At 72.4% G+C, this 24,030-nt stretch carries 17 protein-coding genes and 1 pseudogene; 11 read left to right on the forward strand and 7 right to left on the reverse strand.

Features of this window, described 5'->3' with window-relative positions:
- Window positions 1-37: 37 nt before the first annotated feature.
- From AB0I49_RS13855 to AB0I49_RS13865, 3 genes are read right to left on the reverse strand one after another with little or no spacing between them, the layout of a single operon-like run.
- Window positions 38-883 carry an amidohydrolase family protein gene (locus AB0I49_RS13855; RefSeq protein WP_363227150.1) on the reverse strand — a complete coding sequence of 282 codons (846 nt, stop codon included), beginning with the start codon at window positions 881-883 and terminating at the stop codon, window positions 38-40.
- 31 nt (window positions 884-914) lie between these two features.
- The gene (locus AB0I49_RS13860) at window positions 915-2,102 is read right to left on the reverse strand and encodes a mandelate racemase/muconate lactonizing enzyme family protein (protein ID WP_363227151.1); all 1,188 of its coding nucleotides are present in this window, start codon (window positions 2,100-2,102) and stop codon (window positions 915-917) included.
- Window positions 2,102-3,481 carry an aspartate aminotransferase family protein gene (locus tag AB0I49_RS13865; protein ID WP_363227152.1) on the reverse strand — a complete coding sequence of 460 codons (1,380 nt, stop codon included), beginning with the start codon at window positions 3,479-3,481 and terminating at the stop codon, window positions 2,102-2,104. Before AB0I49_RS13865 ends, AB0I49_RS13860 begins: the two co-directional genes overlap by 1 nt.
- Window positions 3,482-3,828: 347 nt before the next feature.
- Between AB0I49_RS13865 and AB0I49_RS13870 the strand changes: the two are divergent.
- From AB0I49_RS13870 to AB0I49_RS13915, 10 genes and pseudogenes are all read left to right on the forward strand, one after another.
- Window positions 3,829-4,569: pseudogene (locus AB0I49_RS13870) on the forward strand (IclR family transcriptional regulator); the annotation flags it as partial.
- A gap of 415 nt (window positions 4,570-4,984) precedes the next feature.
- On the forward strand, window positions 4,985-7,189 hold the full coding sequence (locus AB0I49_RS13875) for a peptidase C14 (RefSeq protein ID WP_363227153.1): 2,205 nt from the start codon (window positions 4,985-4,987) through the stop codon (window positions 7,187-7,189).
- Between the two features lie 85 nt (window positions 7,190-7,274).
- Window positions 7,275-8,531, forward strand: a complete 1,257-nt coding sequence (locus AB0I49_RS13880; protein WP_363227154.1) for a Gfo/Idh/MocA family oxidoreductase — start codon at window positions 7,275-7,277, stop codon at window positions 8,529-8,531.
- A gap of 88 nt (window positions 8,532-8,619) precedes the next feature.
- Window positions 8,620-9,897 carry an extracellular solute-binding protein gene (locus tag AB0I49_RS13885; RefSeq protein WP_363227155.1) on the forward strand — a complete coding sequence of 426 codons (1,278 nt, stop codon included), beginning with the start codon at window positions 8,620-8,622 and terminating at the stop codon, window positions 9,895-9,897.
- A 245-nt stretch (window positions 9,898-10,142) separates the two neighbouring features.
- A complete protein-coding gene (locus tag AB0I49_RS13890; RefSeq protein ID WP_363227156.1) occupies window positions 10,143-11,048 on the forward strand; it encodes a sugar ABC transporter permease in 906 nt (301 codons plus the stop codon).
- Between the two features lie 2 nt (window positions 11,049-11,050).
- Window positions 11,051-11,992, forward strand: coding sequence for a carbohydrate ABC transporter permease (locus tag AB0I49_RS13895; RefSeq protein WP_363227157.1), 942 nt, complete (start codon window positions 11,051-11,053; stop codon window positions 11,990-11,992).
- A 139-nt stretch (window positions 11,993-12,131) separates the two neighbouring features.
- A complete protein-coding gene (locus AB0I49_RS13900) occupies window positions 12,132-13,094 on the forward strand; it encodes an NAD-dependent epimerase/dehydratase family protein (protein ID WP_363227232.1) in 963 nt (320 codons plus the stop codon).
- Window positions 13,095-13,102: 8 nt separating this feature from the next.
- Window positions 13,103-14,173 carry a dihydrodipicolinate synthase family protein gene (locus AB0I49_RS13905; protein WP_363227158.1) on the forward strand — a complete coding sequence of 357 codons (1,071 nt, stop codon included), beginning with the start codon at window positions 13,103-13,105 and terminating at the stop codon, window positions 14,171-14,173.
- Window positions 14,157-15,197 (forward strand): hydroxyacid dehydrogenase, encoded by a 1,041-nt coding sequence (locus AB0I49_RS13910; protein ID WP_363227159.1) that lies wholly within the window; start codon window positions 14,157-14,159, stop codon window positions 15,195-15,197. Before AB0I49_RS13905 ends, AB0I49_RS13910 begins: the two co-directional genes overlap by 17 nt.
- 302 nt (window positions 15,198-15,499) lie before the next feature.
- Window positions 15,500-18,199 (forward strand): M4 family metallopeptidase, encoded by a 2,700-nt coding sequence (locus AB0I49_RS13915; protein ID WP_363227160.1) that lies wholly within the window; start codon window positions 15,500-15,502, stop codon window positions 18,197-18,199.
- A 117-nt stretch (window positions 18,200-18,316) separates the two neighbouring features.
- On the opposite strand, the gene AB0I49_RS13920 is transcribed toward AB0I49_RS13915, so the two are convergent.
- Complete coding sequence (locus AB0I49_RS13920; protein ID WP_363227161.1) at window positions 18,317-19,645, reverse strand: PLP-dependent aminotransferase family protein; 1,329 nt, start codon at window positions 19,643-19,645, stop codon at window positions 18,317-18,319.
- Between the two features lie 331 nt (window positions 19,646-19,976).
- Between AB0I49_RS13920 and AB0I49_RS13925 the strand changes: the two genes are divergently transcribed.
- Window positions 19,977-21,170, forward strand: coding sequence for an alpha-hydroxy acid oxidase (locus tag AB0I49_RS13925; RefSeq protein ID WP_363227162.1), 1,194 nt, complete (start codon window positions 19,977-19,979; stop codon window positions 21,168-21,170).
- Between the two features lie 85 nt (window positions 21,171-21,255).
- On the opposite strand, the gene AB0I49_RS13930 is transcribed toward AB0I49_RS13925, so the two are convergent.
- From AB0I49_RS13930 to AB0I49_RS13940, 3 genes are all read right to left on the reverse strand, one after another.
- Window positions 21,256-22,371 carry a methyltransferase gene (locus AB0I49_RS13930; RefSeq protein ID WP_363227163.1) on the reverse strand — a complete coding sequence of 372 codons (1,116 nt, stop codon included), beginning with the start codon at window positions 22,369-22,371 and terminating at the stop codon, window positions 21,256-21,258.
- A 119-nt stretch (window positions 22,372-22,490) separates the two neighbouring features.
- A complete protein-coding gene (locus AB0I49_RS13935) occupies window positions 22,491-22,760 on the reverse strand; it encodes a ferredoxin (RefSeq protein ID WP_363227164.1) in 270 nt (89 codons plus the stop codon).
- A 56-nt stretch (window positions 22,761-22,816) separates the two neighbouring features.
- Window positions 22,817-24,028: a cytochrome P450 gene (locus AB0I49_RS13940; protein ID WP_363227165.1), complete on the reverse strand. Its 1,212-nt coding sequence runs from the start codon at window positions 24,026-24,028 to the stop codon at window positions 22,817-22,819.
- Between the last annotated feature and the right edge of the window lie 2 nt (window positions 24,029-24,030).

Below are 24,030 nucleotides of genomic sequence, written 5' to 3' on the forward strand. Positions count from 1 at the left end.
CGGTGGCGGGGGCGAGCGGGGGAACACGATGGGGGGCTCAGTCACCCAGGCCCAGCAGGCCGAGAGACGGCCGGTGGATGAGGGCTTCGACGGCTTCCGCGTCGAGCGGCGGGAGGCCCGGTATGCCGGGTATCGCCGCGATCTCGCGCAGGCCGTCGACCGAGTCGTTCACCGTGGTGAACGGGTAGTCGCTGCCGAACAGCAGCTTGTCCCAGACGCCGTAGTCCTGGACCAGGCGGAGGCTGTGCCAGAGCTGGAAGGGCCGGTAGTGCAGGGCGCTGATGTCGGCGTAGACGTGCGGGTGCTTGCGGATGACGGCGATGCACTCGCCCTCGAAGGGGTGGGAGAGGTGGGCGAGGACCATCCGCAGTTCGGGGTGGCGGATGGCGACGGCGTCGAGGTGGCGGGGCATCGCCCACTCGAGCGGGGCCGCGGAGACGAAGGTGGTGCCGGTGTGCACGAGCAGCGGCAGGCCGTTGCGCTCGGCGTAGGCGTACAGCTCGTCGTACTCCTCGGCGGCCGGGTCGAACCCGGCGTACATCGGCATGAGTTTGATGCCGCGCAGGCCGAGCTCCTGGTGGCCGTAGCGGAGTTCGTCCTGCCAGCCGGGCTGGGTGGGGTCGAGGGAGAGGTAGCCGATGAGCCGGTCAGGGTGTCGGCCGGTGTAGGCGGCGACGGCGGTGTCGTCGACCCACAGGCCGCTGCGGCGGGCCTTGCCGCCGACCACGATCGTGCGGGTGTCGGGCGGGCAGGCGGCGGCGTACTCCTCCCAGGTGACGGTGAGATCGACCTCGCCCTCGTGGGCGCGCGCCGAGTCGGAGGCGAAGGGCTCGCCGAAGTCGTGGCTGTGGCGGAAGAGGTGGGAGTGGACGTCGACGATCATCGGCGGCTGCTCCTGGCGGTGTGGGCCGGGCTCATGTGCGGTTCCTCTTCTCCCAGCCTTCGCTGAACATGTTCCAGAAGCGGTGGTTGGGCGGGTGCTCCTCGAAGACCTCGTCGACCAGCTCCACTCCGAGGCCGGGGGCGGTGGGCAGCGGCAGACGGCCGTTCTCCACGGGCAGGACGCCGCGCAGCGCCTCGAAGACGTAGTCCTCCAGGAGGCTGTCGAACGTCTCCAGGATCTTGAGGTTCGGGATGCCGAAGGCCGCGTGGGCGGAGGCCGTCGTGCACAGCGGGGAGTTGGAGTTGTGCGGGGCGACGAGCATGCCGTGGGTGTCGGCGGCCGCGGCGATCTTGCGTATCTCGGTGAAGCCGCCGGCCATGGAGAGGTCGGGCTGCACGATGTCGACGGCCTCGGTGGCGAAGAGCTGCTTGTACTCGTAGCGGTTGTGGAAGTGCTCGCCGCCGGAGATCGGGAAGGCGGCCCGCTGCCGCAGTTCGCGGTAGCGCTCGATGTGGGTCCAGGGCATCGGCTCCTCGAACCAGCCGATGTCGAAGGGTTCGAGCTCGCGCAGCAGCCGGGCGGCGGTGGGCATCGCGAATCGCGCGTGCCCCTCGATGAAGAGGTCGGTGTCGGGTCCGATGGCCTCGCGGACGGCCGCCACCAGCTCGACGGAGCGGCGCAGTTCGGACCGCTCCAGCTCGTGCAGTCCGGGGCCGAAGGGATCGAATTTGAGGGCGCTGTACCCCTTGGCGACGGTCTCGCGGGCCTTGGCGGCGAAGGTCCCGGGGTCGCGCTCGCCGTTGTACCAGCCGTTGGCGTAGACCCGGACGGTGTCGCGGCAGGCGCCTCCGGTGAACCGGTAGACGGGGATGCCGAGGGCCTTGCCCATGATGTCGTGCAGGGCCTGGTCGAGGCCGGAGAGCGCGACGCCGCCGACGTCCCCGCCGCGCAGGAAGTCACCCTGGTAGAGGCGGAGCCAGATCTCCTCGGTGTCGAAGGGGTCGGCGCCCAGCAGATGGCGGCCGGCGAGGGACTCGGTGAGGGCGCAGACCTCCTGTCCCCGGTAGGGGTGGGTGATCTCGCCGATGCCGGAGAGCCCCTCGTCGGTGTGAACGCGTACGTAGCCGAAGTCGCGCCACGCGGTGCCGAGCATCAGGGTCTCCACCCGGCTGACGCGGCCGGCCGGGCCGGTGGGGCGGGTGCGGTTGACGGTCAGCATCAGAGGTGGGCTCCGCCCATGGTCGAGGTGTGGCTGAGGTCGCGGACGCCGCCCTCGGCCAGGGCCGCCGCGACGGCAGCCTCCGTGGCTTCGAGGAGCCGGTCGACGTCCGCGTCGGTGTGGGCGTAACTGATGTGGCTGCGCTTGAGGTTGAGGGGCAGTTCGAACAGGCCGTGCTCGATGAGGCGGCGGCGGTAGCCGACGAAGAGGGAGGCGTCGTTGGCCAGCAGGTCGCGGTAGGTGCGCGGCGGTGTGTCGGGGGTGAAGCCCGGCATGAAGTACGTGACGAACACGGAGCCGTACCCCGTGACGACGGCGGGCACGCCGAGGCGGGCGTAGAGCGCGGTGAGTTCGGTGCGGACGCGGTCGCCGAGCCGGAAGACGTTTTCGTGGACGGGCTCTTCGCGGAGCTTGCGGAGGGTGGCCAGAGCGGCGGCCACGACCGAGGGGTGGCCGTTGTAGGTGCCGGCGAAGAACGCGGGCGCGCCCGGCGTCGTCGAGAACAGGTCCATCAGGTCGGCCCGGCCGCCGATCGCGGCGACGGGCGCGCCGTTGGCGATGGCCTTGCCGAGGGTGGTGAGGTCGGGGGTGACGCCGCTGATGCGCTGCCAGCCGCCGAGGTCGTGGCGGAAGCCCGTGATCACTTCGTCGAAGACGAGGACGCTGCCGGCCTTCGTGGTCTCCTCGCGCAGGGTGCGCAGGAACTCCTGGTGCGGGAGGAGGGCGCCCACGTTGTGGGGCACGGGTTCGACGATGACGGCGGCGATGTCCTGGCCGTGCTCGGCGAAAGCCGTGCGCACCGCCTCGCTGTCGTTGAAGGGCAGGACGAGGGTGGCGGCGAGGACCTCGGGCAGGATGCCCGTGGAGATCGGGTCGTGGCCGCCGACCTTCTCGGGCGCCGAGATGACGTTGAGACTGACCGCGTCGTGCCAGCCGTGGTAGCAGCCCTGGAACTTGACGACCAGCCGCCGCCCGGTGGCGGCGCGGGCGACGCGCAGGGCGTGGAAGGTGGCCTCGCTGCCGGTCGAGGTGAGCAGCAGCTTGTCGACCGAGGGGATGAGCTCGGCGAGCTGTTCGGCGAGGAGCACCTCGCCTTCGGTGACGCCGACGCCCATATGGCCGAGGCTCCGGCCGGCCTCCTCGGCGGCGCGGGCCACGTCGGGGTCGTTGTGGCCGAGGAGCGGAGGGCCGAAGGCGGCGTGGAAGTCCGTGAATTCCCGTCCGTCGGCGGTGCGGAAGCGGGCGCCTCCGGTGCCGGTGACGACGAGGTCGGTCAGGCCGGGGATGCTGCGCTGGCCGCTGTTCACGCCACCGGGCACGACCTGGCGGGCTCGCCGGGCGAGCCGCTGCGCGGTGGTGCCGTCCTGGCCTGAACTCATGATCGGTGCTCCTTGCGTCGATAGTCGTTCGGCCCTTCGGGGTCCTGCCCGGTCCCCGGGAGCCATGGCGCCATCCGCCGGCAGTCTTCGCAGGAAATTCTTCAGAACAGCGTTCTGTACTCCAGAACAGTCAGGATCGTACGGGCCGAAAATCGCGGAGGTCAACCCCTTTTCCGTGCGACTTTCGGCGTGAACTCGCCCCAGAATCCCGGGAGAAGGCACTACGCTGTTCAGCTATGACGAACAGCGCGAACAGCGAAGGCCCGGCCAAGGCGGAGCAGTCGGAGCAGTCGGAGCCGGCTGAGCAGTCGGAGCCGACTGAGCAGTCGAAGTATTGGGTCAAGAGCGTGGCGAGGGCCGCGGACATCCTCGAAACCCTGGCCACGGCGGAGCCGGGCCGGGGCATGAGCGTCACCGAGATCGCGCGCGCCTGCGGGATCGCCAAGAGCGCGACCTTCGGCATGCTCCAGACCCTGCGGGCGTACGGTCTCGTCGCCGACGACGGCGAGGGCATGAGCCGGCGCTACCGCCTGGGCATGGGGCTCGCGCGGCTCGGCGACCGGGCGCGGTCCCAGGTGTCCTTGCGGACCGTCGCCCACCCGGTGCTGCGCGAGCTGACCTCCGTCACCGGCATGGCCTCGCGCCTCGCGGTGCCCGAGGGCGGCCACGCCGTGGTGGTGGACCAGGTCGAGACCGACCAGCGCATCCGCCTGGACCTGCGCATGGGACAGCGCGAACTGCCGCACTGCACCGGACTGGGCAAGGCCCTGCTCTCCGCCCTCTCCCCCGCCGAGGCGGCCCTCGTGGTCGAGCGCTTCGGACTGCCGCGCCGCACCGCCCGGACGATCACCGACCCGGCGACCCTCCTCGCCCACCTGCGCGACATCGACCGGCTCGGCTACGCGCTCGACGACGAGGAGGACGCCGAGGGGGTCATCTGCATCGGCGCCCCGGTCCGCGACCACCTGGGCGCCTGCGCGGGCGCCATCAGCATCACCGGCCTCAAACTCGGCCTGCCCGCGTGGCGTTACCAGGAGCTGGGCGGGCGGGTCAGGGACGCCGCGCGGCGCATCAGCGTGGGCCTGGGCCAGGAGGCGACGGAAACGGAAGCGGAGAACGCACAGAACCCGGCGCACCCGGAGAACGCCGCCCGGCACGCGGCTTCACAGGCCGCCGGGGAGCCGCCGCGGGTGCCCGAGCCCCGCGCCCTACGGCGCGACGACGGGCGTACGACGGGGTCTTGACGCGGGCGGCGCGCCCCGCGTAGCTTCCCTGCCAGCCGCGCTGCCTTGATCACCACCGGCCGCGCGGCTCCACCGCGGCCACGGTGCGTACGCGCACCGGGCCCGCACCGCGGCCCGCCCCGGCGCCTGCCCCGTACGCCCCGGCCCCCGGTCGCACCTCTCTTCTCAACCCTGTCCAGCTCTTCTCAGCCATCCGCACCACGGCAGCACTTCGCAGGAACGCTCCCCCCTCGGCACTTCTCGGAAGGCGAAGTCCGTCATGAGCGTTCCCCCCTCCCATCCCGCTTCCTCCGCTCCGTCCGATCCGTCCTCGAACGCCCGGCGCTCGTTCCTGCGCGCCTCGGGCCTGGCCGGGCTGCTCGCCGCCGGCGCGGTGACCGGATCGGGCTCGGCCACCGCCCAAACCGTCGCGACGCGACCCATCGCGGCCGACTCGCACCCCTCCGGCACGGTCCGGCGCCTCGACACCGTGGCGCGCCTGCGCGCGCTGCGCCCGACGGCGGCCGAGGACGGCGGCCTCGCCCTGCTCGCCGGCTACCGCGCGCCGGGCGACGGCGGCGGCATGGCGGTGCGCTGGTCGGCGTCCTCGACCGCCGGCCACAACGGCGGGACCGTGATCGCGCCCGACTCCGCGCCGGACCGCGGCCGCTGGCTCCAACTGCACGACGGCACCGTCGACCTGCGGACCTTCGGACACTTCGACGCCGGTACGCCCGCGGACGACGCCCTGGACGCGCTGGTCGCCGACCAGGCCGTACACCGCGTCGAGGCCCATACCGATCTGCTGTTCCGCAGACGGCACTTGTGGTCCCGGTCGGGCATCGAGCTGGACTTCGGCGGCCATCAGGTCCGTACCGCCGGGATCGAGAAGAACACGCGGGACAACCCCTTCGGGGCGGTGTTCTCCTTCCGCGGCAAGGTCACCGACACCGTGCACCGGCACACCCTCGGCTCCGTGATGCCCGATCTCAGCGACCTCTTCGAGGTGGGCGATGCCTCCGGGTTCGCCGTCGGCCAGTGGTGGGCCGTGGAGGTGAACGCGGTGAAGGGGAAGTACGAGAAGGAGGTCCAGCGCCTCGTCGAGGTCACCGACGTGGTGGACGGCGGCCGTATCCGCGTCGCCTACCAGATCGGCTGGGAGCTGGCGGCGGGGCGCGCCCTGACCTGGACCCGGATCGAGCCGGTGACCCGCAGCCACGTGCGCGACCTCGTCTTCGAGGGGGCGGGGGACGACGAGTACACCGGCTCGCACCCGGTCGCCTACGAGTACGCGGTGCGCTGCGACGTCTCCGGCATCGAGGCCACCGGCACGTTCTGGCCGGTGGTGATGCGCCGCTGGTGCACCCACTACCGCACCGAGCAGTGCTCGCTGGCCAATCCCCAGTCGGTCACCTATGGCGGGGCCGGCTATCTCACGCAGCAGATCTACTGCCTCTACGGCCATGTCTCCGACTGCCACACCTCCAACGCCCGCCACCTCAACGACTTCACGGCCTCCGCCTACTGCTACGTGACCAACTGCCACGGCGACGGCGACGACCAGGGGCCCTTCGTCACCCACGGCCAGTTCGAGCACGATCTCGTCTACACCGGCAACTCCGGGCTGATGACCTTCGCCAACTCCGGCGCGGCCTGGGGCGGCGCGGCCAAGCGGATCACGGTGCGCCGCCACTCCTGCTCGTGGTTCGTGGCCCGCGTCAGGATCACCGACCTGACATTGGAGGACATGACCGTCATCGGCAAGAAGTCCCTGGAGGGCTCGGGGATGCTGTGGGTCAACGCCGACGGCGTGCAGGTGCGCGGCTGCACCGCGAGCGGGCCGCTCATCGTGTCCCGGACGTCGTCCCTGTCCAAACGGCCCAGCACCGTATCCGATTCGGCGTTCGCCTTCACGAAGGACGCCGAGATCACCCAGGATTCGGTCGACGCCCCGCTGACACTGGAGCGGACGGTGCTCACGGGCGTCGACGGCGCGCGCTTCAACGGCGCCGGGCCGCTGGTGCTCGACCACTGCGTCCTCACCGCGTCCGAGGGCGCCGACCCGGTGACGTACCGGCACGGCGAGGTCCACGTCGAGGGCGGGGAACTGCGCGACGCGGCCGTACGGTTGGCCGGCCCCGGGGACCAGCTGCTGCGGCTGTCCGGGGTCCGGATCGGCGCGCGCGGCAGCGGCGCGGCGCTGCTCTCCCGCGGCGGCGGCGACCGCACGGTGACCTGGCAGCTCACCGGCGTCGACGCGCGAGCCGCCGACGGCCGCGCCCTCGTGAGCATCGGGGAGGGGACCAACCGGTACCGCGCGAGCGGCTGCACCTTCACCGGAGGGGCCCTGGATCTGCGGCAGTCCGGCTTCGGCGGGGACGGTCATCTGCTGCACACCGCGTGCGTCGAGGACGGCACGGCCCGCGCGGCGATGCCGAAGGAGAGCGCGCGCGTCTCCCACAGCAAGGGCAACCTCAGCCTCTGAGGATCTCGCCTCCTCCTGGACTCGCCCCTGGTGAGGCGCACAATTGTCCCTCGTAATCGCCCCTCAGACACCACTGGGAACTTTCGTGACACTGCACCCCTCGATCACCGACCGCCCCGTCCGGGTCGCCGTCGTCGGCGCCGGCCAGCGCGGCCTCACCTACGCCGAGTGGATCAAGGCCCACCCCGAGCAGGCCGAACTGGTCGCCGTGGCCGACCCGCGCCCGTCCGCCCGCGCCGCCTCGGGCGCGCCCCTGGAGTTCGACGACTGGCGGCCCCTCGCCGAGAACCGCATAGCCGACGCGGTCATCGTCGCCACCCAGGACCGCGACCACGTCGAACCGGTCCTGGCCCTGGCGCGGGCCGGATACGCGATCCTCGCCGAGAAGCCCCTGGCGCCCACCGAGGAGGAGACCAGGAAGCTCGTCGAGGGGGTGCGCGAGGCGGGCGTGCTGTTCGCCGTGTGCCACGTCCTGCGGTACACGGAGTACACCGACCTGGTGAAGAGCGTCGTGGACTCCGGGGTGCTGGGCGAACTCGTCTCGATGGAGCACCTGGAGCCGGTCGGCTGGTGGCACTACGCGCACAGCTTCGTGCGCGGCCCCTGGCACAGCGAGCAGGAATCCTCCCCGATGATCCTCGCCAAGTCCTGCCACGACCTGGACTGGATCAGCTACGTGCTCGGCGCCAGAATCGAGGAGGTCGCGAGCTTCGGCGGCCTCAAGCACTTCCGCCCGGAGAACAAGCCGGCCGGGGCGGCGGACCGCTGTCTGGACTGCCCCGTCGAGGCCGACTGCCCGTACAGCGCCCCCAAGCTCTACATGCCGACGCTGCGCGAGGAAGGCGCGGTGTGGCCGGTCACCCACGTCACCGAGGCCACGGACGAGGAAGGGCTGCGGGAGGCGCTGCGCACCGGCCCGTACGGCGTGTGCGTGTACGCGGGCGACAACGACGTCGTGGACCACCAGGTCGTCGCGATGCGGCTGTCCGGCTCCCTGACGGCGACGTTCCAGATGATGGCCTTCACCGAGCAGACGCACCGGCAGACCAGGATCTTCGGCTCGCACGGCTGGCTCAGCGGCGACGGCGAGCGGGTCACCGTGCAGGACTTCCGCACCGGCGAGAGCCGGGTCCATGAGCTCGGCGAGAGCGGTTCGAACGCGGCCGACGGACACGGCGGCGGCGACACCGCGCTCGTCGCCGCGTTCGTACGGGCGCTCGCGAACGGCGACCCGGAGGCCATCCGCTCCGGTACGGACGCGTCCCTGAACAGCCATCTCGCGGCCTTCGCCGCCGAGCGGGCCCGGCACACCCGCACCGTCCAGCAGGTGCCCGTCAGCTGAGTCCGGGGCCCATGCCCGTAAGTCCCACGCGCGCTCGTAGTCCGTAGCGCGCCGACCCATATCCATCGCTCCTTCGGAGGCACCACTCATGCCCCTCACGTCCCGAGCCCCGGCCCCGGCCGGCCGGCGCCGCAGACGGCGCCCCGCCGTCGCCGCGGCGCTCGCCGCCGCACTGGCCGCCACCGCGCTCACCGGCTGCGGCTCGGGCCGTGGGAGCGACAGCCGCACCATCACGATGTGGACCTACCCGGTGATCTTCGACGAGGCGAAGAACAAGGCGTACTGGAACGGGCTGGTCAAGGAGTTCGAGAAGCGGCACGACGGGATCACGGTGAAGGTGGAGACCTTCCCGTGGGCCAACCGCGACACCGCGCTCGCGACCGCCATCGCCTCCGGCAAGGGCCCCGACGTCGTCTATCTGGTCCCCGACCAACTGCCGATGTACCGGCGGAACATCGTGCCCGCCGAGGAGTACCTGTCCGCGGCGGCCCGCGCGGACTACACGGACTTCGCCCTCAAGTCGGTCGCCGCCGACGGCAAGATGCTCGGGGCGCCCGTACTGACCAGCGGGAACCCGCTGATCTGCGACAAGCGGGTGTTCGCGGCGATCGGCGAGAAGCGGTACCCGCACACCTGGGAGGACCTCGCGCGGCTCGCGCCCCGGCTCAAGGAGAAGGGCTACTACGCGACGAGCTACAGCGGCGACACCCAGCAGACCCTGAACCTGACGTTCTATCCGCTGCTGTGGCAGGCGGGCGGCGACGTCTTCAACGAGGACGGCAGGAAAACGGCGTTCGCGGGCCCGGCGGGCGTCAAGGCCCTCACCTTTCTGAAGGAGCTCGTGGCCGGCGGCTACACCGACCGCGACCTCGTGACGACCACCCCGAAGCTGGAGCAGACGCCCGTCGCCCGCGGCAAGGTCGCGTGCACCTGGCAGAACACCCCCGCCGACGTCGAGCCCTTCTGGGGCAGGAAGAACACGGCCGTGCTGCCGCCGCTCAAGGACGCCGCCTCGGTCGGTTACGGGACCGTGGGCGCGCTGTCCCTGCTCAAGGGCGGCAACACCAAGATGGCCGGCGAATGGATCGACTTCGTGTCCCGGCCGGAGCACGCGGCGGGCCTGGAGAAGGAGGCCGGGTACTTCCCGGCCCGCCGCTCCGCGAAGGACCTGTATCCGGGCGACCCCCTCCAGACCGCAGTGTCCAAGACGCTGCCGAGCATGAACGCCGGTCCGCTCAAGCGCAGGTCCCGCGAGGTGATGGGGATGCTGGCGCCCGAGATCCAGGCGGCGCTGCTCGGTGACAAGTCGCCCGAGAAGGCGCTGCGCACGGCGGCCGAGGGCGCCGACGCCATGCTCGGGCGCTGAAACGCCCGCACCTTGAACGGGGAACGGGCCCCGGCGCCCGCCGTACCGGCTGACGCGGACGGCGAGACGGGCCGGGGCTCCGGCCCGGTGCGCCCGCGCGCCGCGCAGGCCCCATCCCGTCACCCCTGCGGTCGGCAGCCCCTCCGCCGCCCCGCCCTTCCCCCGGCCGTCCCCCCCCCCATCCAGACCCGCGGCCCCCTCGCCAGTCCCCTCACCCACCTCGTACCACCCCGTAAGGAGTCACCGTGGCAGTCGTCGCGGAACCCGGGCGCCGGGGCCGCCGCAGCGGGCCGCAGGCGCGCCGCGAGGCCCGGATCGGCCTGCTCTTCGTCCTCCCCTGCTTCCTGCTCTTCCTCGCCTTCCGCTTCGGCCCCGGCATCGCCGGCGTGCTGATGAGCTTCACGGACTACTCGCTCACCGGCGGCGGGCGCTTCATCGGCCTCGACAACTTCAACCGCCTGTGGCACGACCCGCTGTTCTGGAAGTCCCTCAAGGTGACCGTCCTCTACACGGTCATGGCCGTGCCGGGGACGGTGATCGCCTCGACGGCGCTGGCGCTGCTGACGCGCCGGGCCTTCCGGGGCTCCAAGGTGTTCCGCTCGGTGTTCTTCCTGCCGGTCGTCACCTCGCTCGTCCTCGCGGCGACGGTCTTCGTGTGGATCTTCTCGACCGGCGGTCCGTGGTCGACCTTCATGAGCTGGTTCGGCCTGTCCGACTCGTCGTGGCTCGGCGACCACGTCCTCGTGCTCCCGGCGCTCGCGCTCATCGGGGTCTGGTCGCGCTTCGGCTACGGCATGCTCATCCTGCTCGCGCGCATGCAGGACATACCGCGCGAGCTGGAGGAGGCCGCGCTGACCGACGGCGCGGGGCCCTGGCAGCGGTTCCGGCACATCGTGCTCCCGCAGCTGCGGCCCGCGATGTTCTTCCTCGCCGTCATCGAGACCACGTCCTCCTTCCAGGTCTTCGACGCGATCTACACGATGACCGGCGGCGGCCCCGCCAACGCGAGCTACACGCTCGTCTTCCAGCTCTACGACGCGGGCTTCAAGTACTTCGACCTGGGCTACGCCGCGACCATCGGGGTCGCGCTGTTCGTACTGACCCTCGTGGTCGCGCTGCTCCAGCGGCTCGTCATCGGGAAGGACACGTGACCATGACCAGCGTCTCCATCGAGAAGGCACCGCCCGCGCCCGTACCGCCGGGGCCGGACCGCGCGGCGCGCCGTGCCGAGCGCGCCCGGCGCCGGGCCGCCGACCGGGACGGCGTGCCGCACGCGATGCGCGGCACGCGCGGCGGACGGATCGTCCGGGGCGTGCTGCTGGCCGTCGCCGCGCTCGCGACGATCTTCCCGTTCTACGCGATGGTCGTGCTGTCCCTGAAGCCGTCCGCGGCCGTCGAGTTCCCCGGCAGCCTGCTGCCCTGGCCGCTGAGCGGCGAGGCGTACGACACGGTGCTCGGCGCGCAGAGCGTGCTGCGCTGGCTGCTCAACACCCTGCTGTACTCGGTGGTCTCGGTGATCGGGGTGCTGCTGCTGGCCGCGCTGGCCGGCTACGCCTTCGCGAAGAAGCGGTTCCCCGGCCGGGAGGCGATGTTCTGGTCGTTCCTGTCGATGGTGATGGTCCCGTACCACGTCACGATGATCCCGACCTTCGCCATGATCGCGAAGCTCGGCGGGGTCGACACCTACTGGGGGCTGATCCTCCCCACGCTCGCCAACGCCCAGGCGGTCTTCCTGATGCGCCAGTTCGTGCGGGGGCTGCCCGACGAGCTGTTCGAGGCGGCCCGGCTGGACGGGTGCAGCGAGTGGCAGGTCTTCTACCGGATCGTGCTGCCGCTGCTCAAGCCGATCCTCGCGACGCTCGGCGTCTTCGTCTTCCTGTGGCACTGGAACGACTTCCTGTGGCCGCTGATCATCGGCCAGTCCACCGACATGCGCACCCTGACGGTGGGCATCGCCTCGCTCCAGCAGCAGAACGTGCCGCTGAACGTCGTGCTGTCCGGCTCCGTCATCGCGTTCGTACCGATCTTCGCCGCCTATCTCGTCGGGCAGCGCTACTTCACCGAGGGCGTCTCGGCGTCCGGAATCAAGGGATGAGAACCGAATGACAACAGCCATGCCTTCGTCCGCGACACCCGCACCGGCCCGTGAACTCCTGGGCGCGGAGGGCGGTTTCACGAGCGAGGCCGACCTGGAGGAGCGGCTGACCGCCCCCTCCCCCGCGCTGATCCGCGACATGGGCGAGCTGGAGGGCGACCTGCTGGTGCTGGGCGCCGGCGGGAAGATGGGGCCGAGCCTGTGCCGGCTGGCGCGGCGGGCGCTCGACGCGGCCGGGCGCGACGATGTGACGGTGCACGCCGTGTCGCGCTGGTCCGACCAGGCCGCCGCGCGGGACCTCGCCGGACACGGCGTACGGACCGTGACCTTCGACCTGATGGACCCGGACGCCGACCTGGCGGAACTGCCCGACGCGGGCAATGTGGTCTTCATGGTCGGCGCCAAATTCGGCTCCAGCGGGGCGCCGGCGCACGCGTGGGCCGTCAACGCGGCGATGCCCGACCGGGTGGCGCGGCGCTGGTCCGGGGCGCGGATCGCCGTCTTCTCGACGGGCAACGTCTATCCGCTCGTACCGGTCGGCTCCGGCGGCAGCACCGAGGACGACGCGGTGGCGCCGGTCGGCGAGTACGCGATGTCGTGCCTGGGACGCGAACGGATCTTCCAGCACGCGGCCCTCACCCGCGGCACGCGGGTCGCCCTGATCCGCCTCAACTACGCGATCGACCTGCGGTACGGGGTGCTCGCGGACATCGGCGAGCGGGTACGGGCCGGGGAGCCCGTCGACCTGACCATGGGCCACGCCAACGTCGTGTGGCAGGGCTACGCCAACGAGGCGGCCCTGCGCTCGCTGCTCCACGCGACGGCTGAAGACGGCTTCACCCTGAATCTGACGGGCCCGGAGACCGCCTCGGTGCGGCGGATGGCGCGGTGGTTCGGCGCCGAGCTGGGCCGGGAGCCGGTGCTGACCGGGACGGAGGCGGAGACGGCGCTGCTGTCCGACGCGAGCCGCTGCCACGCCCTGTTCGGCTATCCGGACGTGCCGCTGCGCACCCTCGTCCGCCGGCAGGCCGACTGGCTGCGCCGCGGGCTGCCGCTGTCCGGCAAGGCCACCAAGTTCCAGTCCCGCGACGGAAGGTTCTGAACCGCGTCATGTCCCTCTCCCCCTCCCCTGCGCAGTCGACCGGCGGCGCCGCCGCACTGGATCTGCTCGCGCGGGGCACCGTGATCCCCGCCCATCCGCTGGCCCTCACGCCCGCGGGCGGCTTCGACGAGCGCCGCCAGCGCGCCCTGACCCGCTACTACCTGGCCTCGGGGGCCGGCGGGGTCGCCGTGGGCGTGCACACCACCCAGTTCGCCATCCGGGAGCCCGAAGTGGGGCTGCTCGCGCCGGTCCTGGAGCTCGCCGCCGAGACCGTACGCACCGAGGCGGGGCGGCCGTTCGTGAAGGTCGCGGGCGCGTGCGGATATGTCGCGCAGGCCGTCGCCGAGGCCGAACTCGCCGCGTCGCTCGGCTACGACGTGGTCCTGCTGAGCCCGGCCGTGCCGGGAGCCGACGAGAAGGGGCTGCTGGACCGGGCCCGCGCGGTGGGCGAGGTCCTGCCGGTCATCGGCTTCTACCTCCAGGAGGCGGTGGGCGGCCGGTATCTGTCGCCGGAGTTCTGGTCGGCGTTCGCGGACCTCCCCTCGACGGCCGCCGTGAAGATCGCCCCCTTCGACCGCTACCGCACCGCCGACGTCGTCCAGGCCGTCGCGCGATCCGAGCGGGCGGACGCGGTGACCCTCTACACCGGCAACGACGACGACATCATCGGGGACCTCCTCACCTCGTACACGACCGCCGACGGACGGCGACGCCGGGTGGCGGGCGGGCTGCTCGGCCAGTGGGCGGTGTGGACCGAGGCCGCCGTGCGGCTCTTCGAGGACGTGCGCCGGGCCCGCGAGGGCGACCAGGAGGCGATGGCGCGCTGCCTCGCGCGGCGCACCGAACTGACCGACGCCAACAGCGCGGTGTTCGATGTGCGCGGCGGGTTCCGGGGGTGCGTCGCCGGGGTCCACGAGGTGCTGCGCCGCCAGGGGCTGCTGGACGGCATTCGCTGCCTGGACCCGCGGGAGACGCTGTCGCCCGGCCAGGCCGAGGAGCTGACGCGGGTGTGCGCCGCCTATCCCTGGCTGACCGACGACGCGTTCGTGGCGGAGCACCGCGATGCCTGGCTCTCCTGACCGCGCGCCCGGCCCCCCGGTACGGGAACGGCCGCGCGTCGTGGTGTCCGTACCGCCGCGTCTGCGCACGGAGCTGTTCGCGCCCGCGGTGTGGGACGGCCTGGAGTCCGCCGCCGAACTGACCGTACTGGACGGCCATACGGATGCCGAGGTGCTGGCGGCGGCCCTGCCGGGGGCTCGGGCCCTGATCACCTCGTGGGGCACGCCCCGGCTGGAGGGCTCGCTGCTGGCCGCCGCCGACCGGCTGGAACTCGTGGCGCACTCGGGGTCCGCGGTGGCGCCGTACGTCGCTCCCGAGGTCTTCGCGCGGAACATCCGCGTCACGCAGGCCGGCGACGCCATGGCCCGCCCGGTCGCCGAGGTCGCCCTCGCCTTCACCCTCGCGCTGCTGCACCGCATGCACCGCTTCGACCACGCGCTGCGCTCCGGCGCGGACTGGGAGACGGCGAGCGCCGCACCGCCTCGGCACGAGATCCACGGCAGCGAGATCGGGGTGATCGGCGCCTCCCGCACGGGCCGCGCCTACATCGCCCTGGCCCGCGCGCTGGGCGCGCGGGTCTCGGTCAGCGACCCCTTCCTCGGCGCCGAGGAGGCCGACCGCCTGGGGGTACGCCGCGTACCGCTCGACCGGCTGCTGCGCGGCAGCCGGGTCGTAGCGGTCCACGCCCCCGCCACCGAGGAGACCAGACGCCTGCTGGACGGGCGACGGCTGGCCTCGATGCCGGACGGCGCGGGCCTGGTGAACACCGCGCGCTCCTGGCTCGTAGACGAGGAGGCGCTGCTCGCCGAGGTGCGCGACGGCCGTCTGGACGCGGCCATCGACGTCTTCGACGCGGAGCCGCTGCCGGTGGACCACCCCTTCCGGGCCCTGCCCAACGTGCTCCTGACCCCGCATCAGGCGGCGGGCACGGTCGAGTGCCGCCTCCGGCTGGGGGCGAGCGCGGCCGACGAGGTGCTCCGGCTCCTCGACGGGCACGGGGCCGCGCAACCTGTGGGGCCCGAGGCTCTCGCCCGCCTGCACTGAGCCGCGGGCGTGTCGGCTGTACGCGTTTCGGTTGTACGCGTGTCGGCCGTACATGCCGGTCGTACGCGCTCAACTCCCTTCGCCTGACGACTCGTTCCGTCACCTGGCGTACGTCAGGATGGTTATCGACGCTCCTGTCCCCTGCGTCATTGCTGTGTCGGCGGTCCCAGGTTTGCATGACTCCGCTTGGACAACATGTGACGCCTGAGGGGCGCCTGGCGGAGGGGGTTCTCGTGCGTGAGCGCGGAGCGCGTGGCGGGAGAGCGAGACCGGGCGGGGCGAGCCGTGCGCGCCGGTCGGGTGTGGTGGCGCTGATCGGCGCCGCCGCGCTCGTCGTGTCGGCGGCCGGCGTGGAGGCGGTGCCGCGGCCCGGCCCCGTGGGCTCCGGGCGGCTTGCGGTCCAGGGCTCGGGCCAGGGATCGGGCAGCGCGGTGGACGCGGCACGGGGGTACTTGGCGGCGGGCGCGGAGCGTCCTCACGTCGGCGATGCCTCGCGTGATCTGCGGCCCCTGGCGACCCTGGTCCGGGGCAAGGCCGAGACCGTGCGGTTTCAGCAGCGGCACCGGGGAGTGGACGTCCTCGGCGGGCAGTACGTGGTGCGGATGGAGCGCGAGGGAAGCGAGCGGACCGTCACCGGGACGTCCGGGAAGTACTTCACCGGCCTGACGACCGGCACCTCGCCCGCCGTGGACGAGGCCCTGGCGGTCGAGCGCGCGGTCGACGCCGCCACGGACCAGCTCGTGGGGGCGCGGGCGCCGAGGGACGGCGCGCCGCCGCTGACCGGTACTGCGCGCGGCCTCGTCGTCCTGCCGCGGGGCGCGGGCGTCCTCACCCGGCACGTGACCGTACGGGGCCGCCACCCGGTCACCGGCGAGCCGGTGCTCCAAGAGGTCTACGTCGACGCGGAGAACGGCTACCCGCTGCTCCAGTACAGCGGGCTGAAGACCTTCCGCGCGCCCGCCGACGACACGACGGCCGGCGATGCGACAGTCGGCGAGAAGGCTTCCCGTGGGCTCCGCGGGTCGCCCGGCCTGCACGCGGACGGGTCCGGGGCCACGTACGACGGGCGGGCCGTCGATCTGTCCGTGACCTATGACGAACCGCGCGAGGAGTACCTGCTGCGGGACGGCGACCGGATGGCGGGCACCAGCAAGAACGCCCTGACCACCTGGGACGCGCGTGAGCGGTACGCCAGTGACGTGTCCGGGAAGTGGCCGTCCGACCTGAAGGAGTTCGGCTCGCCGGCGCCCGCCTTCGGCCCGGAGGCCACCGAGGCGGGCGCGGTGAACGCGCAGTGGGCGGCGGGGAAGGTCTACGACTACTACCGGCAGCAGCACGGCCGGGACAGCCTGGACGGCCGGGGCATGGCCCTCGACTCGCTGGTGGGCGTGACGCAGTACGGCCACCCGTACGTCAACGCCTTCTGGGACGGCGCCAAGGCCGTCTACGGCGCGGGCGACGCCGAGCACCGCACGCTCTCCGCCGGGCTCGACGTCGTCGGGCACGAGCTGACCCACGGCGTCGTGGACCACTCGGCCGGACTCGTCTACGCGGGCCAGGCCGGCGCGCTGAGCGAGGCGATCGCCGACTACTTCGGCAACGCCGTCGAGACGGACGCCTCCGGCACTCCCCTGGACAGCCCGGACTCCGGACTGCTGGGCGAGTCGCTGTGCCGCACCAAGGCGCCGCGCGACTGCGCGACCCGCGACCTGAACGACGGGCGGACCACCTCGAAGTCCTTCGTCGGCGTCTCCCTCGCCACCGACAGCGGCGGCGTCCACCTCAACTCCACGATCTTCTCGGGCGCCCTGTGGGACCTGCGCCAGGACGTCGGCCGCACGCTCGCCGACCGCATCGTGTACAAGGCGCTGACCGAGTATCTGACCCCGCTGGACGGCTTCACCGAGGGCCGGGCCGCCGTGCTCGCCGCGGCGCGGGACCTGGGGGCCACCGGGGCGCAGCGCGGGGCCGCCGAGCGGGCGTTCGGCGCGCACGGCATCGTGCCGGGCTGGGAACTGGCGCTGGGCGTGGACTCCGACGTCCTTCTCGCCCGCGTCGCCCCGGCCGGGACGAGGATCGGCGCGGGCGGCGGCTGGTGGGCGGCGAGCACCGCGGACTCCGCGGTGTGGGCCGGGCGGGCCGACGGCGCCGGCGCGCCGCGGCGGATCAGCCCCGACGACGGCCGCCCGCACGTCGACCCGGCCACCGATGGGAAGACGGTGGTATGGCTGGCGTACAACCGGCGGTCCGTGGACATCCTGGCGCGGCCGGTCGCGGGCGGACCGGTCCGGACGCTGTGGAGCGGCCGGCGGGCGGCGGTCGAACTGCGGGTGGACGGCGACCTGGTGGTCTTCGAGGCCGGATCCATACCGGGCGGGCGGACCCCGCAGTATCTGCGGCTGAGCGACCCCGCCGCCCACCGGGTCATCGACGAGGACAGCGGCGTCCAGGGCTTCTTCCCGTCCGTCAGCGGCGGGCGGATCGCCTACACCACGCGCCGGTTCGACCCCGACACCGGCCGCAGCGCCTTCGGCGCCGAGGTCTTCGACGTGGCGACGGGGCGGCGCACGGCGACCGGCCGGCTCGGCGCGCCCTTGGACGCCGGGCGCACTGCGATCAACGGCTCGTACGTGTACTGGCTCGTGCACGAGGACCCCGACAGCGGGCTCACGGCGCTGCGCCGCGCGGACCTGGACGGTACGCACGTGGTGGACCTCAGCCCCGGCGACGGTCCCGGCGCGCTGCGGATCGGCGACCTGACGGCCACGGACGACGCGGTCACCGTCACCACCCCGACGACCGCGGCCGACCGCGGCAACGAGGCGACGGGGAAGCTCTGGCAGTTCTCGGCGGACGGCAGGCGGAAGGACCGGGTGTCCTGCGACCGCGGCGAACAGATGTGGGCGGCGGCCCCCGGCGGCCGCCAGGTCGTCTGGATCGACAGCACGACCGGTACTTCGCGCCTGGTCACGCGGGTACGGCCGGCGGGGCGCTGCGGATAGGCCGCGCGGGGCGGAGAGCTGCGGCGCGTACGCCCGTACGCGCCCGTACGCCCGTAGCCGCGTCTCCAGTGGAACGCGGCGTTCGGCGAACAGCTCTCAGGGCTCACGATGGCGGTGTCAGTCCGTGCGCGTCCGTTCGTCGATCAGCTCGGCCAGCCGGTCCAGGCCCTGGTCGATGCGGTCCGGGGTGAGCGTGCTGATCGACAGGCGCAGTTGCCGGAAACCCGCCGTGGTGCCGTAGAAGTGGTGCATCGGCGTGAACAGCACGCCGTAGCGGTCGGCCGCGTATTTCAGTAACGCGTCGTCCACGGTGAACGGGACGGTGACCACGACGAAGAATCCGCCCGTCGGCGCGTTCCACGAGACGCCGGGGCGGTCGCCGAGCCGCTTGGCCAGCCCGTGCAGCACCTGATCGAGATTGTCCCGGTACACGGCCGCCTCGCGCTGATTGGCGGCGATCATGCTGCACCCGTTGCTGAGCAGCTTTCCGCCGATCACCGCCTGCCCGATGGGCGAGGTGTTCACGGTGAGCATGCTCTTGATTTTCGACAGTTCGTCGGCGAACAGCCGGCTTTCTCCGCCATCGCCGTCTCCATCGGTCACGCACTGGTCGGCGACGACATATCCCACCCGCGCGCCCGGCACACCGGTCTTGGCGAACGAACCCAGATATACGACGCGCCGTCGGCGGTCCAGCGCTTTGAGGGTGGGCGGCCGGTCGGGCCCGCTGTGGAACAACCCGTACGCGTTGTCCTCCAGCAGGAGAATGTCCTCGTTCTCGGCGATTTCCAGCAGTCGGCGCCGGTCGATGGTTTCCATGCTGACGCCCGCCGGATTGGCGAAATCGGGTGTCACATAGCAGGCGCGGACCCGCTTTCCCTCCGCCCGCGCGGCGCGCAACCGGACCAGCAGATCGTCCAGGTCGATTCCGGACTCGCCGGTCAGCACCGTCCGTACGGGCAGGTCGGCGAGGAGCGCCGCGCCGGTGAGCCCGACGTAGGTGGGGCTCGGGGCGAGCAGGACGTCCCGGTCGTCGGCGCGCAGCGCGCGCAGCAGCAGGAACATCGCTTCCTGGCAGCCGACCGTGACCACCACGGACCGCGGGTCGATGTCGATTCCCTCGTCCACGGCGAGGCTGCGCGCGACGAGGTCGGTGATGATTCCCTTGGTGTCGCCGTACTGGTAGAGCGTGCGGGCCACTTGGGCGTCCGTCATTCCACGTTCGGTCCTGAGATGGTCGCAGAAGACCCGAAGGTATTCGTGCACCTGGGCCACCTCGTAGAACCCCTCGTAGGGGCGTCCGGCCGCGAAGGAGACGGCGTCCGGATAGGCGCCCGCGATCTCATTCAGCAGATTCATGGACTCCATCGACGCGTCGCCCAGCGATGCGTGGAGCGTGGCCGCGTTCAACTCGGCGCGTGCGTTTTCCGGTCGCGTATTTTCCATGGACGGATTCCTTCTCGCGTACGACGGCTCACGGGTGGCGGCACACTGGCGACAAGGCGCGGCGCGGCACGGCGCGCCGTACCAATATCATCACTCGGAACCGGGCCCGCAGCAATGGCCGTTCGCCCCGGACAGGCATGGACAGCGGGCCCGAGAAAGCGGAATCTACGGAACCCGGCGTACCGTCGCGACAATGTCCGCTGTGTGATTCCCGACGGGTGCGCATGCGTGAGGGCAGACGTAGCATCGAGCCCTGAGCGGCATGGTGTTCACAGGCGTTCACTCCCACGCTCCCCCGCACGCGCACACTCCCCCGCACGCTAGGAGCCCCATGACCGACTCACCGGCGCAGCCGGGTTCCGTTCGCGGCCTGGCGGTCGACCCGGAGGACTGGCGCGTGCCGGAGCCCGCGGCGCCGCGCTGCCTGGACGAGGTGGAGCGGGCCGCGGCCGCTGTGCTGCCGCCGGACGTATGGGACTTCGTGGCGGGCGGCAGCGGCCGGGAGCGGACGCTCGCCGCCAACCGCGAGGCCTTCGACCGGGTCTTCGTGCGGCCGCGGGTGCTGCGGGACGTGTCGGGGTGCGCGACGGACGCCACGCTGCTGGGGCGGCCGGTGCGGATGCCGGTGGCCGTCGCCCCCGTGGCGTACCAGCGGCTGGTGCACCCCGAGGGCGAGGCGGCGACGGCCCGCGCGGCGCGGGCGGCGGGCGTGCCGTTCACCGTGAGCACGCTGAGCAGCGTGCCGGTCGAGGAGCTGACCGCCGTCGGCGGGTCCGTATGGTTCCAGCTCTACTGGCTGCGCGAGGACGGGCGGTCGCTGGATCTGGCGCGCCGGGCCGAGGACGCCGGGTGCGAGGCGCTGATGCTCACCGTCGACGTGCCGTGGATGGGCCGCCGGCTGCGGGACGAGCGCAACGGGTTCGCGCTGCCGGACCATGTGCGCGCCGCTCATCTGGACGCCGGGGCCGTCTCGGCGGCGCACCGGAACGCGGCTCAGGGCTCGGCGCTGGCCGCCCACACCGGGCGCGCGTTCTCCCCCGCCCTCACCTGGTCCCACGTGGCCGAGCTGCGCGCCCGTACCCGCCTGCCGCTCGTCATCAAGGGCATCCTGGACCCCGAAGACGCGCTACGGGCAGTGGAGTTGGGTGTGGACGCCGTCGTGGTGTCCAACCACGGAGGCAGGCAGTTGGACGGCGCGCTCGCCGGCCTCGACGCGCTCGCGGATGTCGTGGAAGCCGTCGGCGACCGCTGCGAGGTCCTGCTGGACGGCGGGGTTCGCGGCGGTACGGACGTGCTCAAGGCGCTGGCGCTCGGCGCGGTCGGCGTCCTGGTGGGCCGCCCGCCGGTGTGGGGGCTGGCCGCCGACGGGGAGCGCGGCGTCCGGCGGGTGCTCGACCTGCTGGCCGAAGAGCTGCGGGACGCGTTGGGGCAGGCAGGGTGTCAGGACGTCGCCGCGGCAGCGGAGTTGTCCGTCCGTACGGGCCACGGCCGCGACGGCGACCGCGACCGCAATCGTACGAGGTGACGCCGCGTCACCCGGAGTCGAGCCGCCCCGCGACCGGCTCCGGGCCTCGCGTATCTGTGTCGACCGGCACGGCCGCAGCGCCGGCTCAGCGCGGCCGCGCCTCCAACACGGAGAAGCCGGAGGCCAGCAGGGTGACGCCCGCCAAACGGAGCCCGGCGCGGGCGAGCAGGGCCGCGTGTTCGGCGGCGGTGCGTTCCCGGTTGGGTCCTTGGAGCATCAGCATGAAGTCCATTTCGACGGCGGAGGCGTCCTCGTCCCCGAGGTCGTTGACGACCGCCTCCATGATCAGCAGTCGGGCGCCCTCGGCCATGACCGACCGTACGTTGGCCAGCGTCGCCAGCGCCCGTTCGTCGGGCTGGCTGTGCAGCACGTTGCTCATGAGGTAGGTGTCCGCGCCGCTCGGGACCTCCTCCAGCATGTCGCCGCCGATGACCTGGCAGCGGTCCGCGACCGAGAGGGCGTCCAGAAGCGCGGGGGCGTCCTCGACCACCTGGGGGCGGTCGAACAGGATGCCTTTCACTCGCGGGTGGCGGACGAGGATCGCGCCGAGCATGGCTCCGTTCGCGCCTCCGATGTCGGCCACCACACCGTCGGAGGTGAAGTCGACGGCGTCGAGGACGGCGTCGAACTGCCGGGGGTCCTGCAACCGGCAGAACCGCCCCTTCGGCCGTTCTCTCTGCTGCTCCCTCTGCTGTTCCCCCTGCTGCTCCTTCGGCCGCTCCTGAGACTGTCGCCCTTCCGACTCCGCCGGTGGCTGTCCGTCCGCCGCCGGGCCGCCGCCCTCGGTGACGACGATCCTCCGGAGCGGCCCGAGCCGCTCGGCCTCACCGGTGCGCAGCACCTGGACGACCCGGGTGAACGCGCCGAACTGCGTGTCCGAGTCGTCGCCCATCATCAGCATCCGCCGCATGCTGCCGGGGGCGTCGCTGCGCAGGCACTCCGCGTTCGGCGTCATCGCGAACTCCCGTCCCGGCAGCTCCTCGAAGACCCCTTTCCGAGCCGCGTACCGCAGCGTCCGGTACAAGGCGTCCTTATCCGCGCCGACTTCCTCGGCGATCTCCTCGACGGGCTTCGGCCCGGCGGCCAGCGCATCGGCGACGCCCAGCGTCGCCAGGCCCCGGATGGCGAAGGGCAGCAGCAGCTGCGCCTTCTGGTACAGGTCGACTCGTTCCGGATTCTCCTGCCCCATGACATGGAACATGTGGGTCACCTCCCAGACACGGGGGCGGTTCCCGTCCGCCGCGTTCCCGCCCGGCCATGGCTCCGCCCCCTTCGGACCTTCGATCACCGGCTCCCGGCCGCCGCCCCGCGACGGCCGGGCTACTCCGTCCCTGCTGTACCTGCTGTCCCCGCTGTACCTGCTGTCCCCGCCACCCCGGCCGCCTCGTCTTCCGGCCGCGTGACCAGTGCGATCGCGCCGGAGGGGCACCGCGACGCCGCCGCGCGCATGGCCGACTTCAGCTCCGGACCGGGGAAAGCGGCGAGGAGCAGCACCTTGCCGTCCTCCTCCGACTGGTCGAAGACCGCCGGCGCCGTCAGCACGCACAGCCCGGAGGCGGCGCACTTGTCGCGGTCGACTCTTACGTCCATCACCATCACCCTCTTCTCGATGAGAACCCGTCACCCACCCGCCGTCAGTGCGTCGTTCACCAGCTGACGGGCAGTCGTTCCACGCCGTATACGGACGCGTCCTCGCGGAAGGGCACCTCGTCGCCGGGTACGGCCAGCCGCAGTGCGGGGAAGCGGCGCAGCAGCGCCAGGCAGGCGACGCGCATCTCCATCCTGGCCAGCGCCGCGCCGAGGCAGTGGTGGATGCCGTGGCCGAGGGCCAGGTGGGGGACGGGTTCGCGGGTGAGGTCGAAGCGGTCCATTCCCTCGCCCAGGGCCTCGTCGCGGTTGGCCGTCGCGAGGGAGCAGATCACCTGCTCGCCCGCCTTGATCAGCTGATCGCCGATGGTGACGTCCTCGACGGCGAACCGGGCGGTCGGGGCGTGCACCACGGACAGATACCGGAGCAGTTCCTCGACCGCGCGGTCCGCGAGCGCCGGGTCGTCGCGCAGTGCGGCCAGTTGGCCGGGGTGGTCCAGGAGGACCAGCGCGCCGAGGCTGAGCATGCTGGAGGCGTTGTCGATCCCAGCGAGCAGCAGGACGAGGATGACGCTCTGGAGCTCCTCGTCGGTGAGGCGGTCGCCGTGGTCGCGTACGAGCATGCCGATGAACCCCTCGTCGGGGTCCTTGCGCTGACGGGTCAGCAGCGCGGCGAAGTAGCGGGTGAGGTACGAGCCGTGGGTGCTGCGGCCGCCGCTCACGAAGGCGCGGCTGCGGCGTTCGAAGTCGGCGCGGTCGTCGCGCGGGACGCCGATCAGTTCGCAGAGCGTTCCGACCGAGACGCGCCAGGTAAACGCGGACACCAGGTCGGCGGGCGGCCCGGCCGCCTCCATGGCGTCGAGCCGCTCCGCCGCCAGGGCCTCGACGCGGGGCTCCAGCCGCCGTATCCGCCGGACCGTGAACTCCGGCGTCAGCATCGAGCGCAGCCGCGTGTGCTCGGGCGGGTCGTGATCGACCAGCAGGCTGCCGAGCCAGCCGTCCGGCCGGGAGCCTGCGTCGGTGCGGGCGGGGCCGCTGCTGCTGAAGCGGGCCGGGTCGCCGAGTATGCGGCGGACCACGTCGTAGCCGGTGGCCAGCCAGCGGGTTCCGGCCGCCCCCGTATCCGCGCGTACGCCCGTACCCGTACCCGTGCCCGTATCCGTAGCGATCTTGGTGAGCGGCGCCTCCGCGCTCAGGCGGCGCAGTTCACGCGAGGGGGCGAAGCGGTCCCTGCGCGTGTACGGGCGCGCGGACCGGGTTTCCTGTGACATCG

The organism is Streptomyces sp. NPDC050617, from assembly GCF_040654795.1.
GTDB lineage: Bacteria > Actinomycetota > Actinomycetes > Streptomycetales > Streptomycetaceae > Streptomyces.